Raw genomic sequence first — 15,671 nt, 5'->3', positions numbered from 1 at the left:
TATGAGGACCAGGACGCGCGGATCTCCATCTTGGCCAATGACCTTGCGTCAAAAGGCCGGATACGTTTTCGCAGACTGATCAGAATAGCTGACACAAACCGCTTGCCGACGGGGCGGGCCATACGTTTTCGGCCTGAAGCTGGCCGAGCGACTGAACATCGCGGTGATCGCCGCTTTCCCGGCGGGCATGGCGGCCTATCTGCTTGCCAACCGGCTGATCCCGGCCACGCTGGAGGGGCGCGCCGATATGGAAGTATCGGCGATGTTCTGGACCTGGGGTCTGCTTGCGATCGCGCAGCTCGGCCTGCCCACGCGGCGCGCCTGGACGGTGTTGTTCGGTGTCGCCGCCGTCTTCTGGGGCGCGATTCCGCTGGTCAACGCGCTGACCACCTCACGCTGGCTGATCCCTTCGCTGCTCGACGGCGACCAGTTGTTCGTCGCCTTCGACCTGTCCTGTCTCGCCATCGGCATCGGCTTTGCCGTCGCCGCGCGGATCAGCGCCCGCCCCGCCGCCCGTACTCCCACACGGACCCGCCGTTCCCTGGAGCCTTTCCATGCTTGATACGATCGCCCTTTGCTTTGTCGGCTTCTGGCTGCTCGCCGCCGGGTCCTATCGCCATGCCAAAGAGGCGGGGACGCTGCATGACGCGCGGCTGCGAATGGGCCTGAAGCTGCTCGGCGGCGCGGTGCTGCTGCTGGCGCTGTCGGGTTGCGGCACGGGCGTCACGGGCGAGCGGATCGTGCGAATGTTCGGCGCCGCCTCGATCGCCGGGGTCGCGCTCAACCTGATCCTGTCGGTGCGCGCGCAGGCGGCCTTTGCGCCCTTGCGCGCCGTCAACCGGCTTGCGGGTCGAACACGGACCAGCCGGTCCGCTGCACCAGCCGTTCGAGCGCCAGCGTACCAAGCTGCGAATTCCCGCGCGCGTTGAGGCCGGGCGACCACACGGCGATCGAGGCGCGGCCGGGCACGATCGCCAATATACCGCCGCCCACCCCCGACTTGCCCGGCAGGCCGACCCGGAACGCAAATTCACCCGACCCGTCATAATGGCCGCAGCTCATCATCAGCGCGTTGATCCGCCGCGCCCGCTGCGGTGACACGACCGAGCGCCCCGTCCCCGGGTTGACGCCCCGCGCCATCAGGTAGCGCCCGGCCAGCGCCAGCTGCCGACAGCTCATGGCGAGCGCGCAGAAATGGAAATAGACGCCGAGCACCCGGTCCACCGGATGATGGAGATTGCCGAAGGCGCGCATATAATGGGCCAGCGCCTGGTTGCGGTGGCCGGTTTCCATCTCGGCCTGCGCCACGGCGGCGTCGATGACGATATCGTCCTCCCCCGCCAGCGCACGGACGAAGCGCAGCATCTCAGCAATCGCCTCACGCGGCTCGTACCCGCCCAGCAGCACATCGGCGACGACGATCGCGCCCGCATTGATGAACGGATTGCGCGGGATGCCGTGTTCGGTCTCCAGCTGCACGATCGAGTTGAACGCGGTGCCCGAAGGCTCGCGCCCGACCCGCCGCCACAGCTGGTCGCCGACCGCGCCCAGCGCGAGGGTCAGCGCGAAGACCTTGGAGATGCTCTGGATCGAAAAGCTTTCCTCGGCGTCGCCCGCCAGATGGCACCCACCGTCCGCCTCGACGATGGCGATGCCGAAACGCTGGGGGTCGATGCCCGCCAGCGCGGGGATGTAATCGGCCGGTGTGCCCCGGTCGGGGGCCTCCGCCATCTCGGCGGCGATATCGGCGACGATCTCGGACAGGTCCATGCCCCCGTGGTGCCGTGCGCGGGCCGCTTTGTCGAGCGCCGCGAACCCGTCACAAACCCACGCTAGGGAGCCGTCGCTTCCTCCCCAAGCCCCCAAGACGGACCGACATCGACATCATGCGCGAAAGGGACACCGCCCCGCCCGCCCCCGGTTTCTGGACGCTGGCCAGCGTCGAGGGGTGGGAGCGTTGTGCGATCCAGGGGGCGAAGTCGCTGCTGACCCTGTTCCTGGTCACCGACCTGCTGGTGCATGGCCGGGGGGCGATCGGGCTGTCCGCCTTGCGCCGCGGGATCGAGGGCGTGACCGGGGCACATGGCGACATCGCCTTCGCTTCGCAGCTTTACGGCCTGTATGGCGCGCTCACCTATCTGGTCCTGCCGCTGGGCGGCTGGATCGCGGATCGCAGCGGGCGGCGAAGGCTCGCCATGTATGTCGGCGCGGTGCTGATGACGCTGGGGCTGCTGGCGCTGGCCAGCCGTAGCGGGGCGCTGCCGGGGCTGGCGCTGCTGATCGGCGGGATCGGGCTGCTCAAGGGCAATCTCGCCGCCGAAGCGGGGGCCTTGCGTGGGACAGCGGCGGGCGAGCGACTCTATGCGGCCTATCTGGCGTTCCTGAACGGCGGCGCGTTGCTGGGGCCGCTGATCGGCGGTTGGCTGGCGCTGCGCTTCGGCTTCGCAGCGGCCTTTGCCGTCATGGCCGCCACCATGGTCGCGGCGATGCTGACCCTGCGCACCGCGCCGCCGGTTCGCCTGATCGAGGCCCGCACGGCGGACCATCGCCGCACCGACTGGCCGCGCGTCATCCTCGCCATCATCGCCGTGACATTGTGCTTTTGCGCCTATGAGCAACTCGACAACATGGTGCTGCTCTGGGCCGAACAGCGCGTCGACCTGACGCTCGGCACCATGACGATCCCGCCGAGCTGGCTGGCGGCGGCGGACGGGCTGTTCACCATCGCGCTGGCGCTGCTCGCCTATCGCCTTGGGTCGCGCCTGTCGCGTGAGCCGGGTCCGGCGGTGAAGCTGGCGGCCGGAGGGATGGCGATGGCGATGGCCTATATCCTGCTCGCCTGGTTGTCGGGGGATGCGGCGCGGGTCGGGCTGATCGGGCCGGTCTGCGCGATCGCATTGCTGTCGATCGGTGTGGTCCTGTCCTGGCCCTCGGCGCTGGCGATCATCGCCGCCGCCGCGCCGCCGTCACGGCGCGGGCTGATGACCGGGCTGTTCTACCTCCATGGCTTTGTCGCGCATCTGGTGGTGGGGCAGCTGGGCACGCTGTATCCACGCATGGACCAACCGCATTTCTGGTTGCTCCATGCCGGTTTCGGGATCGCGGGAGCCGGTGTCGCGCTGCTGATCCCGCGTGGTCAGGCGACCACCACCTCCACCCCGGCCAGCGCCTCGGCATAAGCGGGCGACAGGGGCGCATCGGTCACGAGCATCGCCACCGCGTCCAGCGCCGCCACCTGGATGGTGCCGGGACGGTCGAACTTGCTCTGGTCGGCGGCGATCAGCGTCCGGCGCGAGCGGGCGATCATCATCCGGCACAACGCCGCCTCACCCGCATGATAGTCGGCGAAACCATGGTCGAGATTGACCGATTCCACCGACAAGATGGCCAGCGCGGGCGTAAACATGCTCAAATACTCGCGCGCGGTGGCGTCGAAACAGGCGCGATACTCATAATCCATCTCGCCGCCCGCCAGCATGATGCGATTGTCGTTGCGTCCGCCCAGCTCGGCGGCAACGCCGACCGCATTGGTCACGACGGTCAGCCCCTGATGATCGCGAAGCGCGCGCGCGACATAATGGCCGGTGGTGCTGGCATCGATATAGACGGCCTGTCCGTCCGCGACCACTTCGGCCACGGCGGCGGCGATCCGTTGCTTGGCCTCGGCATGGCGTTGCAGGCGAGTGGCGAAGGAGCCCTCGGTCTCGACCTTGGCGATCCGCACTGCGCCGTGGGCGCGCACGACCGCGCCCGAGGTCTCCAGCACACGCAACTCGCGCCGCACCGTCTCCTCGGACACCGACAGCGCCTCGGCCAGTTCGCCGATACCGTGGAACCCGCCATCGGCAAGATACGCCACGATTTCGTGCTGGCGGCGTTGGCGTTTCATCATGTCTGGCAGGTCCTCTTTATGGGATCATGCTAACGCGTGACCATGTGGTCAGGAACCCCACACAAAACCGCCGACGGCACAAAGATGCGCCGTCGGCGTAGGTGCGCTCCGGTGCCCATGGGGGCGGGCACCGGATCGGGGAGAGGGTCAGGTCAGAAGGCGTAGGTCAGGTTGAGCATGTAGATGCGGCCCGTCTCGACATAGCCGCCCTTGCGGTCGTTCGAGAGATACGCCTTGCGCTCACTGGTCGTCGCCCAATAGCTGTGTTCGTTGAACAGGTTCTGCACCGACGCGCCGACCGTCAGGCCCGACGGCAGGACATAGTTGACGATCAGGTTCGAGATGGTCGTCGGCTGGATATAGGTATCCGGCCGGCTGGAGCGCAGATCGTACAGGCGGTCGCCGGTATAGTTGTAGTTCCACTCCGCCGACAGCGGGCCATGGGCGTAGAACAGCGCGGCGTTGTACATGATCTTCGGCGCCTGGGTCATGCGCTGGTCACGCATCTGGCCGTTGACGAAGACCCGCGCATTGGCCCGCTGCACCGTGACATTGGCCTGGAGGCCCAGCCCGTCGAGCAGCCCCGGCAGCCCCTTCAGCGAATAACGGCCGAACAGCTCGACACCATAGATTTTGCCCGTGGCGTTGGTGGTCAGGCTCGACACCTCGACCCCGCCCTGCTGTTCCGACTGCGGATTGCCCCAGATGTTATAGTCGCCGCTGGCATTGGTGGTGCCGGTCGCGAACAGGACGTGGTTCAGCTTTTTGTAGAAGGGGCTGATCGAGAAGAAGTCGGTGCCCTGCCCCTTATATTCGACCGAGGCGTCGTAGTTCCACGAGGTCTGCGCGTTCAGGTTCGGGTTGGGGATGAACACTCCCGTCACCTCGCCCAGGTCGTTGCGGGTCACTCGCGTCGGGCCGAGCAACAGGTCGAAAGCGGGCCGCGAATAGCTCTTCCGGATCGAGGCGCGGACGACCATCGCGTCATTGGGCCGGTAATTGGCGATGACGCTGGGCATCCACATGTCATAGTGGCGGCTGGACGTGGCGAACTTGCCGGTGTCGTTGCCCTGGTCCTGCCAATAGGTGCCCTTGAAGCGGTTATACTCATAGCGGACGCCCGGCACGACCTGAAGGTCGCCGAATTGCATCGTCGCCATGACATAGCCCGACAAGCGGTTCTCGCGCCCGTCGAGACGGTTTTCCTTCAGCTTCACCGGGTCCAGCCCGGCGATCTTCGGGCTGGAGAGCTGGCGGACCTGGTTCTCGATATAATCGGTGTCGATCAGATAGATCGGCACCTGCGCGGCGTTGTTCATGAACCCGCCGAGCAGACGACCGGGCAGCGAGGTCAGGACCGGGCCGGTCGCGGCATAGCGCGGCGAGGCGCTGCCGTCCGCATTGGGGAAGGTATATTGCAGCGCGCCATCGTCACCCAGCGCATTGGCATAACGCTTGGCGTCCTCGACCTTGGCACCGGCCGCAATCGACACCAGACCCTGGTCGGCATGATGCCAGCTCGTATCAAACTGCCCCTCCAGGCGGCGTTCCCAGGTATTCTCGAACTGCTGGGTGACATACCACTGACGCAGCTTGCTCAGGTCGGTCAGATAGGCGCGCGCCGCGTCGGTCAGCACGACCTGCGGGAAGGTGCGCTGGCCGATCGAGGTGACCATGCGATAATTGGCGACGCCCGTATTATCGGCGGTGCCGATATAGGGACGGCCCGCAAAGCCCGACTGGATCCGCAGCGGATAGTCCTGCGACCCGCGCGAATAGGCGCCGTGATAGTCGAAGGTGAAGTCGCCCGAGCGGGTCTCGCCGCCCAGCTTGGTCGTCACCAGCTCCTGCTTGCTATGCTCGGTGCGGAAATAATGCGTCGCGGTCAGGCCGTAATCGGCGCGGTATCCGGCGGCGTCATAGGAACCCTTGTTGGGGTTCGGGTTGATCTGGTCGGGCGCGAGGCTGGTCTGGCGCAGCGCGGTCTGATCCATCCAGCTCTTGAGATTGTACCGGCCATAGGTGGAGTGGAGGTACAGGTCCGTCCCCTCGCCCTTCCAGTCGAGGTTCAACGTGCCGCCCATCCGCTCGATGCGGTTGCGGAACGACTGCCACTGCACGCCTCGCGCGAACAGATTGTCCAGATTGTCGCGGATCATGCCCGGGATGTTGTTGTTATACTTCTCCCAGTCATGCTGCACGGCCGTCGACTCGCCCAGCACATGCTTCAGGCCGTAATAGGCCGAGGCATAGACGCCGAAATCGCCGAAGCGCTGCGCGGTCTCGACCTGCGCGGTGCCGCCCCAGGGATCCTGGCGACGCGCATCGGCGCGGCCCGCCAGCTGGCCCTGGAGACGGATCTGGGTGCGGTGGTTTGGCAGGTCGAAGGCGGTGATCGGCACCATGTCGATGATGCCCGCGATCGCGTCGCCATCATATCTGGCGGTCGGCGCTTTGTCGACGCGCACCGTCTGCAGCGAGAAGGGCGACAGCAGGTTCATCGAGATGGCGCGGGTGCGCGCATCGGTCTGCGCCAGCCGCACGCCGTCGAGCGAATAGGCGTTGTACGAGGTGTCGAGACCACGGATCGAGACATATTGCGCCTCGCCCGTCGCCGCCGCGTTGCGCGACTGGTCCACCGACGAGCTGATGCCCGGCAGGCGGGTCAGCAGGTCGGCCAGATTCTGCTGCGGCTGGAGGCGCAGTTCCTCGCCCGAGACGACGGTGGCGAACGACTGGCTGCGCAGCTGTTCGTCCTGCGCATCGACCACCGCCTGGCGATGGCCCTTGACCACCACGTCCTCACCGACCTGCGGATCGGTATCGGCGACCACCGGCGCGCTGGTGACGACCGGCTCTACGGCCAGCGCGGGTGCGGCGAGCAGGAACGTGGCGGCAGTCCCGCACAACAGGCGCACGACATGCGCCCGCTTGGACGAAGCGGTCATGGAATTCCCCCTGGATCAATTCTGATGGCGACGCCCCCCGGGCGCCTTCGACGGCCCCGCTAGGGATGCCCTGTGACAGCCCGATGACTTATTGACCGAATTTTGATTACTTCTGAAAAAACTTCCCAGGACACCCGGTCCAGCATGATGAAGCGGGAGACAATGTCACAGTCCTGACCCGAAACCGGTCCAAAGCCGTGCGATGATCGCTCTCCCCCGCCGCCTGCGCGCGCCGCTCGCCCTGTTCGCCCTGCCCATGCTGGCGCTGCCCGTCGCGGCGCAGACTGCCCCGCCCCCCAAGGGGCTGACGCTAGACCGGGTGGTGGTGCTGATGCGACACGGCGTCCGCGCGCCGCTGGACGGCGAGGTGCCGCACGGCACCCGCACCGCCAAGCCCTGGCCGACCTGGACCACGCCGGAAAGCGAGCTGACCCCGCACGGTGCCGAGGCACTCGCCGCCGAGGCGCGCGCCGACCGCACAGACTGGATCGCGCGGGGCCTGCTGACCCGGAATTGCCCCGCGCCCGGCAGCATCCGCATCTGGACGAACAGCTCGTCCCGCACCATCGCCAGCGGGGAGGCCTATGCCAAGGCGTTCGCCCCCGGTTGCACGGTGCCGGTGGCGCACAATCCGCCGGGCCAGGTCGATCCGCTGTTCGAGCCGCTGCGCGCCCGTGCCACCCGTTTCGATGCACAGGCGGCGGTGGCGGATATCGACCGCTTCACCGGCGGGATGGACGCGCTGGTCGCGCGGAACCGCCCGGCGCTGCGCCTGCTGGACCAGGTGCTGGGCTGTGGTGAGCCCAGGGGCTGCGATCCGGCGGGACCGGCACGGCTGACGCCCTCGGCCGATGGCCATGGCATCGACCTGACCGGACCGATCCGCACCGCGTCGGGCACGGCACAGGTGCTGCTGCTGCAATATGCCGAAGGGCTGTCGCCCTCGGTTGGCGGGCTGCCGGTCGACGGCGCGGTGCTGGCGCGGCTGGGCACGGTCCATGCCGCGCTGTTCGATGTCTATTCGCGCTCGCCCTATATGGCCGCGCACCAGTCGGCCGCGTTCGGGCGGCACATGATCGCGGCGCTGACCGCCCGGGACGGCGCGAAGGTCGACATGCTGGTCGGGCACGACACCAATGTCACCGCGCTGGCGGCTTTGCTCGGCTTCGATCTGGTCGCGCCGGGCTATGCGGTGAACGATGCCGCGCCGGGCGGGGCGATCCTGATCGAGCGCTGGCATGACGCCAGGGGCCGCGCCTTCGTCACCGTCCGCTACCGCACCCAGTCGCCCGGCCAGATACGCGCCCATGCCGCCGCCGTGTCGGTGAAGCCGGTGCGGGTTCGCGGTTGCCCGGCCGATGCCCCCTGCCCGCTCGACCAATTCGTCCGGCTGTTCCGCGAACGGCTCGCCCCTCTGGCGGGGTAGGGCTTGCCACCGCGCTTTTGCCCGGTAGGGCGGGTGCGATCACGGTCTGGATGATATCGATGAGCCTGCACCTGCTTCTGGTCGAGGATGACGCCATATATGCGCACGGCCTCGCCGCCGACCTGATCGCGCTGGGTCACCGGGTCGAGCATGTCGGCGACGGACGGCTGGCACTCGCCGCGATGGACCGCGAGCAATATGACGCGGTGATCCTCGACCGGATGATGCCGCGCCTCGACGGGCTGTCGGTGGTCGAAACGCTGCGTGTGCGCGGGATCACCGTGCCCGTCGTCATGTTGACCGCGCTGTCCATGGCGACCGACAAGGTCGAAGGGCTGGAGGCCGGCGCGGACGATTATGTCGTCAAGCCGGTCGAGCCGCCCGAACTGGTCGCCCGCATCCAGGCGGTAATCCGAGGCCGCCGCTGGACGGTCAGCGAAACCGACACCATCCGTGCGGGCGACATCGTGGTCAGCCCGACCAGCTTTCGCGCCTGGCGCGGCGGCCAGCCGATCACGCTGGCCAATCTGGAGCTGAAGCTGCTGGCCGAACTGGCACGCCATGCGGGCGAAGTGCTGACACGCGCCATGCTGATCGAGCGGGTCTGGGGTTATGATTTCGAGCCGGAGACGAATATCGTCGACGTCTATATCCGGCGGCTGCGCGTCAAGCTGACCGAGAATGGCGGCGAGGATCCCATCGAAACGGTACGCGGGATCGGCTATTCGCTGAAACCATGATCGAGGGCGCGATCCGTCGTCTGTCGCTGCGCGGGCTGACCATCGCTGTCCTGGCCCTGTTCCTGATCGCCACGATCGCCACCGGCATCGCGATCCTGGCCGCCAACCGGGTGACGGTGGCGCGGGCGGTCGACCGCCGGATCGCGGTCGTCGCCGATCTGGTGCTGGAACGGGATGCGGGCGAGACGCGGCTCCCCACCCCGCTGCTGCTCGCCCGCATCGCCACCTTGTCCGGGCAGCGCGATACCGGCGATATCGGCCTGTTGCTGCTGGGGGCGGACGGGCGGCGGCTGGGCGGCAATATCGCCCCGCGCTTCGCCCTGCCGATGGGCCGGTCGGACCTGCGCCAGCGCGACGGGATCATCGGCCTGTCGCATGGCCGCGCGCTGGTCCGCGACGCGGGCGAAGGGCGGCGGCTGGCGGTGGTGGCGGAAACCGAGCCGTTCGACAGCCACCGTATGACGCGGACGCGCATCTATCTGATCGGGTTCGGCTCGATCATCCTGATCGTGGTCGGCGGCCTCATCGCCTTTTCGATGCTGGTCGGCCGCCGCATCGCCGACCAGCGCGCCACGGTCGAGGCGATCATCGCGGGGAATATCCGCCACCGCGTCCCCGTGACCGGATCGGGCGACGAGTTCGACCGCCAGGCCGCCGCCTTCAATCATATGCTCGACCGTATCGCCGCGCTGATGGAGGCGATGCGCGGCCAGTCCAACGACATCGCGCATGACCTGCGCACGCCCCTGTCACGCCTACGCGGGCAGTTGGCGCGCATGGTCGAGGATGCGCGCGATCCCGCCCAGACCGAACGGGCGAGCGCCGCGCTGGCTCAGTGCGACGCGCTGCTCGCCATGTTTGCCGCGCTGCTGCGCATCGCCGAGATCGAGGCGGGGCATCGGCAGGCGGGCTTTGCACTGTTCGACCTGTCCGCACTGGTCCGCGACACCGCGACGATGATGATCCCCGTTGCTGGGGATGCCGGGCATCGTCTGGACGTGGCGGTCGATGCCGCCGCGCCGGATTTCGTCGGCGACCGGCAGTTGCTGACCCAGGCGCTGGTCAACGTGATCGGCAATGCGATCAAATATGGCGGCGACACGATCACCGTGACGCTCGATGCCGGCGAAGGGGGCCTGACCCTGAGCGTCGCGGACAACGGCCCCGGCATCGCGCCCGAGGATCACGCCCGTGCGCTACGCCGTTTCGGGCGGCTCGATACGGCGCGGGAAGCCGCGGGAGGGCACGGCCTGGGCCTGCCGCTGGTCGAGGCGATCGCACGGCTGCATCGCGGGCGGCTGGTGCTGGGCGACGCCGCGCCGGGACTGGTGGCGTCGCTGGTCCTGCCCGGTCGATAGGGCGGAGTGACATGATGTAAGTTCACCCCTCCCCTTCAGGGGAGGGACCCGGGGGTGGGGCGCTGCCGCAAGCGTCACGTTCGTGGCGATGCCCCACCCCAACCCCTCCCCTGAAGGGGAGGGGCTTGCATCGAAACCACGGAGTGACATCAACAAAAAAGGGCCACCCCGAAGGGCGGCCCTGAAGTTGGGGTATCCGGTCAGGATCAGAAGCGGACCGTGCCTTCCAGGCCGATGGTGCGCGGCGGGTTGAAGTTGCCGTAATCGCCCAGCGTCGCGGCATTGGCGGCCGAGCGGCGATAGACGAAGCTGTTGTTGAGCAGGTTGCGGCTCCACAGCGACAGGGTCATCTTCGTGCCGTTCTCCGTCAGCGGCAGGTCGGCCAGCGCGATGCGGCCGTTCATCACGAAGGTCTTGTCGGTACGCGTCGTCTCGTTCTGGAAGCTATAGGCCGGGTCGGCATAGTTGGCGTCCAGGTGGAAACGTACCTTGGCCTCCGAACCCGCCAGCGGCACCTCGTAATCGGCATAGGCCGAGGCGGCGTTGCGCGGGGTGTAGACCACGAACACCTGGGTCAGCGCGTTGCCCAGGAATGGGTTCGGCGTCAGCGGCACGTTGGTATAGGTGTAGGCATAGGACGCGCCGACCGTCATGCCCTCGATCGGGTTGGTCGTGATATCAGCCTCGACCCCGCGAATCTTGGACGTGCCCGGCGCGTTGCGGGTTTCCTCGGTATGCAGGTTGTAGGTCGGGCTGCTCGGGTTGGTGTCGACATTGTCGAAGTCGATCTGGGTGCCGGTGCGGTCCATGATATAGCCCGCCAGGTTCAGGCGGACGCGGTGCTCGAACAGGTCCATCTTCGACCCGATCTCATAGGACTTGACCGCTTCGGCGCCGAACGCGGCGAAGGTCTGCGACCGGTCATTGGCACCGCCCGCGCGGTAGCCGGTCGAGTATTTCGCATAGAGATGGATCGTGTCGGTCGCGTCGAACGCCGCCGTCACCATCGGGTCGAACCGGCTGTTGTCGAAGGTGAAGGGGAAGTTGGTCGACTTGCCCTGCACCAGATACAGCGTGCCGTTGCGCTTGTCCTTCGTATAGCGGCCGCCGACCGTCAGGTGGAAGGCATCGAAGCCCGCCGGGGTATAGGTTCCTTGCGCGAACGCCGCATAGCTATAGGCGCGCGCGAAACTGCCGCGCTGGAGGAAGAAGGAACCCGGTGCCCAGCCCTGATTGCCCGAGCCGATGGTGCCCAGCGCGGTCTGCGACAGGATGGTGTAGCCGGTGCCGTCCGCATTCCACTGGTTGGTCGACGGGGTCGCCGCCGTCTCGCGGGCGTTTTCGGTGAAGTAGAACAGGCCCGCCACGTAATCGAACTGCGGCAGGCTGCCGACCGCTTGGAATTCCTGGCTGAACTGGTGCTGCTGCATGAAGGACAGGCTGTAGCGGCTGAACTTGCCGTTCGGCAGGAAGACGGTGCGGTGCGCGCCGCCCGAATTGTCCCACTGGTCGGTCGACACGCCGCGCCATGCGGTGATCGAGCGCAGCTCCAGGTTCGGCGCCACGTCATAGTTCAGCTTGGCCGAGAAGCCGTGGGTGCGGTCGACGCTGTACTGCTGCGGCACGCCGATATCGGCGGTCTTCATGCGGTCGTCGCCCGACACGACGACCAAAGGCGACAGCGGCGCGATGGTGCCCGAGGGCAGCTTGCCGTTATTGGCGTTGATCTGCGCGATCGTCGCGACCGGCAGGCCGCGCGGGTTGTAGTTCAGCAGCTGGCTGTAGAAGGGCGTGTTCTCGTCCTTCGCCTGGTCGTAGGACAGCTCGGCCGAGAAGCCGTCGACCGGCTTCCAGAGTGCCGCGACATGGCCACCCGCGCGGTTATACGCGCCCCAGCCGACGCTGCCCGGCAGCGGGTTCTTCACGAACGGGTTCTGGTGCTGGATCACGCCGTCCAGCTTGATCGAGATGTTGTTGAACTCGGGCAGGTTGACGTGCGCGGCGGTGTTGTACGCGCCGTAATTGCCGAAGCCCGCGGTCAGCGAGCCGCCGAACTTGCCGGTCGGCTTGGCGGTGACGATCGACAGCGCGCCGCCCTCGGTATTGCGGCCGAACAGCGTGCCCTGCGGACCGCGCAGCACTTCGACACGCTCGATGTCGAACAGCGCGGCGTTCAGGCCCTGCGAACGGCCCAGATAGACGCCGTCGAAATAGACGCCGACGCCGGTGTCGCGCGCCGTCTGGTTCTGGTCGAACGGCACGATGCCGCGAATACCCACGGTCAGCGCCGACTGGCGCGCCTCGAAGGTGGCGACGCGAAGCGACGGCACGGTGCCGTCGGCCAGGTCGAGCAGGCTCTGGACATGGCGGTCCTTCAGCACGGTCGGGTCGATGACCGAGATCGCGATCGGCGTCTTCTGAAGGCTGGTCTCGCGCTTGGTCGCGGTGACGACGATGTCCTTCAGCTCACCCGAATCGGTGGCGGGATCGGCAGCGGCGGCGGGTGCCGGATCGGCGGCAGGCTTGGTGTCGGCGGCAAAGGCCGGCGTGGCGGTGAGCGCCAGAAGCGCGGAACCGCCCAGCAGCGCGGCGCGAACGAAATTGGTGTTCATGGTGGTTGTTATCCCTATCCCCCGACCGACCTTCCGGTCGTCGCTGGCCGCGCGGATAGGGGGCGTCGAAGAAGCTGGTGTTACCTTTCCATGACCAACGGGGACTTGTTCATTTCATCCTGGTTTCATCTTCGCCCTGCGGGACGGGTGCGGCCGGGGTGGCCGGCCCGCCATGGCGCACCAGCTCCATCTTCTGGGGCAGGGTGCCGATCTCGATTCCCTTGCCCCTGAGCGCCCCCAGCAGCGCGAACAGCACCGCGCTGCGCGTGCCATAGACCGCACGCGGGCTTTCGACATGGGCGAAGCAATTGAAATGGATCCGCCCGTCGACGATCGAGTCGATGAACGCCTTGGGCGCGGGGTCCGCCAGCACCGCCTCCTCGGCGGTGAAACAGTCCAGCACGATGCCGCGCACCATGTCGGCATCCGTCTCGATCGGGACCGAAAACTGGATCTGGACACGCCCCAGCGGCCCGGCCAGCGTCTTGTTGAGCACCGGCTTGGTGATCAGCTCGGAATTGGGGACGATCAGCGTCGAATGGTCGGCCAGCTCGATCTCGGTCGACCGCACGCTGATCCGCTTGACGTCGCCCTCGTCGGTGCCGACGCGGATCAGGTCGCCTATCTTGATCGGCCGCTCGGCCAGCAGGATCAGGCCGGAGACGAAATTCTGGGTGATCGCCTGGAGGCCGAAGCCGATGCCGACCGACAGGGCGGACAGCAGGAGCGCGATCCGTTCCACCCCGATGCCCAGCGACGCCAGCGCCCAGATGACCGCCAGCGCGATGCCGATATAGCGTGCGACCAGGCTGACCGAGTTGCGACCCGACCCGTCCAGATCGGTGGCGGGCAGGTAACGCTGCTCCAGCCAGCGCATGAACAGGCGCACCAGCCCCAGCCCGACGAACAGCACCGCCAGCCCGCGCAGGATCGCACCGGGCGAGATCCAGACATTGCCGATCCTGACGCCGTCGGCGACGCTGGCGATCTGGTCGAACACCGCCCCCGGATCGCCGCTCGCCCCGAATGGCTGGAGCAGCACGCCCAGCGTCAGCAGGACCAGGACCAGCCGGATCATGCCCGACAGGACCAGTCCGAGCTGGTCGATCATGCTGCCGCGCACGCCCAGCGCGCGCGTCAGGGTAATGCCGACCTTGCTGTCGCGCACGAAGACCGAGGTGGCGATATCGTCGGCGGCGACCAGCATCAGGTAGAGCGCCGAGCCGAGCAGCACCGTCCACCCGATCATCAGCGCGACGAACCAGCTGAACCATATATAGCCGACCAGCAGCGCCAGCCCGGCCACCCCGACCGCGATCCAGGCGATGAGGGCCGCGACGCTCAATCCCGCACTGACGCCTGCATGAATGGGGGCATGGGTCGCGGCATCGGCCTGGGCGACGCGGCGGGCGCGCAACTGGCCCAGCACCACCAGGGTCGTGACGATCAGCAACAGATGGAGCAGCGCCTCGACCGCCTGGCTGGCGATCACCGCGCTGCGGCTGCTGCCGATCGCCCCCTCGAACGACATCACCATCGTGGTGATGAAGGTCAGCAGGGTCAGGCCCCAGGACAAAGGCCGCAGTCGCTGCGCCGTTTCATCGTCGAGCGGCGCGATCCGCCATGACGGCTGGCTGCGCATCAGGACCGCGCCCGTCACCGCCGCGGTGAATCCCGCCACGCCCGCGGCGAAGACGAAGCCGTCGAGGAAACTGGTCCAGCGTTGCGGCAACAACCCCGCCCAGCGCAGCCCTTGGACAAAGACGAAGGCGGCGGCGAGCGGGCAGAGCGTGCCCACCGCCACCCGCCAGAAGGTATAGGCCGATCGGCGCACCCGGCTGGGCGGTGCCTCGGCGATCAGGCGGCGCTGCGCCAATCGGTGCGCGCCCAACCGTACCGGGCCGATCAGGATGACTGCCAGCGCAAAGCCCAGCAGCGCCTGCCACGGAATGCCGCCGCGCCATTGCGCCGCGATCTGCTCGCCGCCCTGCTTCAGAAACAGCCCGACCCGCCGCCAGTCGCGCGGTGCCTGTTCCAGGACGATGCTCCAAAAGGCGGGGCTCAGTGGGGACGGTGTCTTGGAGGACAGTTTCTCGTTGAACTGCGCAGCCTTGCTCTGGTCGATCTCGTCGACCAGCTGCCCCGCCTCGACCCCGGCCAGCCGCCCGCGCTTGATCGCGGCGTCGATGGTCGAGCGCAGCGTCGACAGCGCCTTGCGCTGGGCGACCAGTTCCGGTGCTTCCACCTCGCCCGGCGTCGGCGTGCCCAGCCCGGTGATCCGCGCATTCACCAGTGCCAGTTGCTCGGTCAGGTCGGACACCGCCTGGCCGGTCGAGTCCTTGGCCCCCTGCGCCCGGTCGCGCAGTGCGCGCCGGTCGTCGTCATCGACCTTGGAGTCGAGCGCGCGGTCGACGGCGCGCACCTCCGCCTCGGCCTCGGCGATCCGCGTGGCGGAGGCCGTCGCCGGATTGCCCTGCGCCGATACCGGCACACCCGTTCCGACCAGCCCGACCATGATACAGGCCAGGACGAGGATGCGGAGGACCGCGAAGGGCGCAAGAAAGGATCGGGACATGGGGCATGCTCATAACCCCCCGCAGTGGGTCAGGCGAGAGGCTGACGGTTCCGTATGTCCATTCGGTCCATCCCGGACATTTGCCAGTTGATCCGAAATCGTGTGTATCGGGGAGCCCGC

General features: G+C 67.5%; 11 protein-coding genes. 6 read left to right on the top strand and 5 right to left on the bottom strand.

Features of this window, described 5'->3' with window-relative positions; translation table 11 throughout:
- Positions 1 to 187: 187 nt before the first annotated feature.
- Complete coding sequence (locus BSZ14_RS14065; protein WP_158069214.1) at positions 188 to 562, top strand: hypothetical protein; 375 nt, start codon at positions 188 to 190, stop codon at positions 560 to 562.
- Positions 555 to 929, top strand: coding sequence for a DUF3325 family protein (locus tag BSZ14_RS19375; protein WP_139330457.1), 375 nt, complete (start codon positions 555 to 557; stop codon positions 927 to 929). Before BSZ14_RS14065 ends, BSZ14_RS19375 begins: the two co-directional genes overlap by 8 nt.
- Here the strand turns inward: BSZ14_RS19375 and BSZ14_RS14060 are convergent.
- Positions 835 to 1,770 (bottom strand): glutaminase, encoded by a 936-nt coding sequence (locus tag BSZ14_RS14060; RefSeq protein ID WP_076711389.1) that lies wholly within the window; start codon positions 1,768 to 1,770, stop codon positions 835 to 837. The genes BSZ14_RS19375 and BSZ14_RS14060 overlap by 95 nt on opposite strands.
- Before the next feature lie 116 nt (positions 1,771 to 1,886).
- Here BSZ14_RS14060 and BSZ14_RS14055 point away from each other — a divergent pair, with 116 nt between their 5' ends.
- A complete protein-coding gene (locus tag BSZ14_RS14055; protein WP_076711388.1) occupies positions 1,887 to 3,179 on the top strand; it encodes an MFS transporter in 1,293 nt (430 codons plus the stop codon).
- Here BSZ14_RS14055 and BSZ14_RS14050 read toward each other — a convergent pair.
- Both BSZ14_RS14050 and BSZ14_RS14045 read right to left on the bottom strand, forming a co-directional pair.
- Entirely contained in the window at positions 3,137 to 3,892 is a 756-nt protein-coding gene (locus BSZ14_RS14050; RefSeq protein WP_076711387.1) for a DeoR/GlpR family DNA-binding transcription regulator, read from the bottom strand. The two genes, BSZ14_RS14055 and BSZ14_RS14050, sit on opposite strands and share 43 nt — an antisense overlap.
- 152 nt (positions 3,893 to 4,044) lie before the next feature.
- Positions 4,045 to 6,840 (bottom strand): TonB-dependent receptor, encoded by a 2,796-nt coding sequence (locus BSZ14_RS14045; RefSeq protein WP_076711386.1) that lies wholly within the window; start codon positions 6,838 to 6,840, stop codon positions 4,045 to 4,047.
- A 202-nt stretch (positions 6,841 to 7,042) separates the two neighbouring features.
- Between BSZ14_RS14045 and BSZ14_RS14040 the strand changes: the two genes are divergently transcribed.
- From BSZ14_RS14040 to BSZ14_RS14030, 3 genes are read left to right on the top strand one after another with little or no spacing between them, the layout of a single operon-like run.
- Positions 7,043 to 8,266 (top strand): histidine-type phosphatase, encoded by a 1,224-nt coding sequence (locus tag BSZ14_RS14040; RefSeq protein WP_076711385.1) that lies wholly within the window; start codon positions 7,043 to 7,045, stop codon positions 8,264 to 8,266.
- 59 nt (positions 8,267 to 8,325) lie between these two features.
- Entirely contained in the window at positions 8,326 to 9,006 is a 681-nt protein-coding gene (locus BSZ14_RS14035) for a response regulator transcription factor (RefSeq protein WP_198930523.1), read from the top strand.
- The gene (locus BSZ14_RS14030; protein ID WP_076711384.1) at positions 9,003 to 10,364 is read left to right on the top strand and encodes a sensor histidine kinase; all 1,362 of its coding nucleotides are present in this window, start codon (positions 9,003 to 9,005) and stop codon (positions 10,362 to 10,364) included. The genes BSZ14_RS14035 and BSZ14_RS14030 overlap by 4 nt, the downstream gene beginning before the upstream one ends.
- A 206-nt stretch (positions 10,365 to 10,570) precedes the next feature.
- On the opposite strand, the gene BSZ14_RS14025 is transcribed toward BSZ14_RS14030, so the two are convergent.
- Together BSZ14_RS14025 and BSZ14_RS14020 are read right to left on the bottom strand one after the other, a co-directional pair.
- The gene (locus tag BSZ14_RS14025; RefSeq protein ID WP_083748266.1) at positions 10,571 to 12,976 is read right to left on the bottom strand and encodes a TonB-dependent receptor; all 2,406 of its coding nucleotides are present in this window, start codon (positions 12,974 to 12,976) and stop codon (positions 10,571 to 10,573) included.
- Between the two features lie 109 nt (positions 12,977 to 13,085).
- Positions 13,086 to 15,551, bottom strand: a complete 2,466-nt coding sequence (locus BSZ14_RS14020; RefSeq protein WP_241823770.1) for a DUF3772 domain-containing protein — start codon at positions 15,549 to 15,551, stop codon at positions 13,086 to 13,088.
- Positions 15,552 to 15,671 lie beyond the last annotated feature (120 nt).

The sequence above is a fragment of the Sphingomonas sp. Sph1(2015) genome (assembly GCF_001970915.1).
Taxonomy (GTDB): domain Bacteria; phylum Pseudomonadota; class Alphaproteobacteria; order Sphingomonadales; family Sphingomonadaceae; genus Sphingomonas; species Sphingomonas parapaucimobilis.
This window is presented reverse-complemented; position numbering and strand designations above follow the sequence as displayed.

What these genes read in the sequence shown, in the direction of transcription:
- BSZ14_RS14040 (WP_076711385.1), top strand. Translation starts at nt 7,043, where the DNA reads ATGATCGCTCTCCCCCGCCGCCTGCGCGCGCCGCTCGCCCTGTTCGCC.
- BSZ14_RS14020 (WP_241823770.1), bottom strand. Translation starts at nt 15,551, where the DNA reads ATGTCCCGATCCTTTCTTGCGCCCTTCGCGGTCCTCCGCATCCTCGTC.
- BSZ14_RS19375 (WP_139330457.1), top strand. Translation starts at nt 555, where the DNA reads ATGCTTGATACGATCGCCCTTTGCTTTGTCGGCTTCTGGCTGCTCGCC.
- BSZ14_RS14065 (WP_158069214.1), top strand. Translation starts at nt 188, where the DNA reads ATGGCGGCCTATCTGCTTGCCAACCGGCTGATCCCGGCCACGCTGGAG.
- BSZ14_RS14060 (WP_076711389.1), bottom strand. Translation starts at nt 1,770, where the DNA reads ATGGACCTGTCCGAGATCGTCGCCGATATCGCCGCCGAGATGGCGGAG.
- BSZ14_RS14045 (WP_076711386.1), bottom strand. Translation starts at nt 6,840, where the DNA reads ATGACCGCTTCGTCCAAGCGGGCGCATGTCGTGCGCCTGTTGTGCGGG.
- BSZ14_RS14050 (WP_076711387.1), bottom strand. Translation starts at nt 3,892, where the DNA reads ATGATGAAACGCCAACGCCGCCAGCACGAAATCGTGGCGTATCTTGCC.
- BSZ14_RS14025 (WP_083748266.1), bottom strand. Translation starts at nt 12,976, where the DNA reads ATGAACACCAATTTCGTTCGCGCCGCGCTGCTGGGCGGTTCCGCGCTT.
- BSZ14_RS14055 (WP_076711388.1), top strand. Translation starts at nt 1,887, where the DNA reads ATGCGCGAAAGGGACACCGCCCCGCCCGCCCCCGGTTTCTGGACGCTG.
- BSZ14_RS14030 (WP_076711384.1), top strand. Translation starts at nt 9,003, where the DNA reads ATGATCGAGGGCGCGATCCGTCGTCTGTCGCTGCGCGGGCTGACCATC.
- BSZ14_RS14035 (WP_198930523.1), top strand. Translation starts at nt 8,326, where the DNA reads ATGAGCCTGCACCTGCTTCTGGTCGAGGATGACGCCATATATGCGCAC.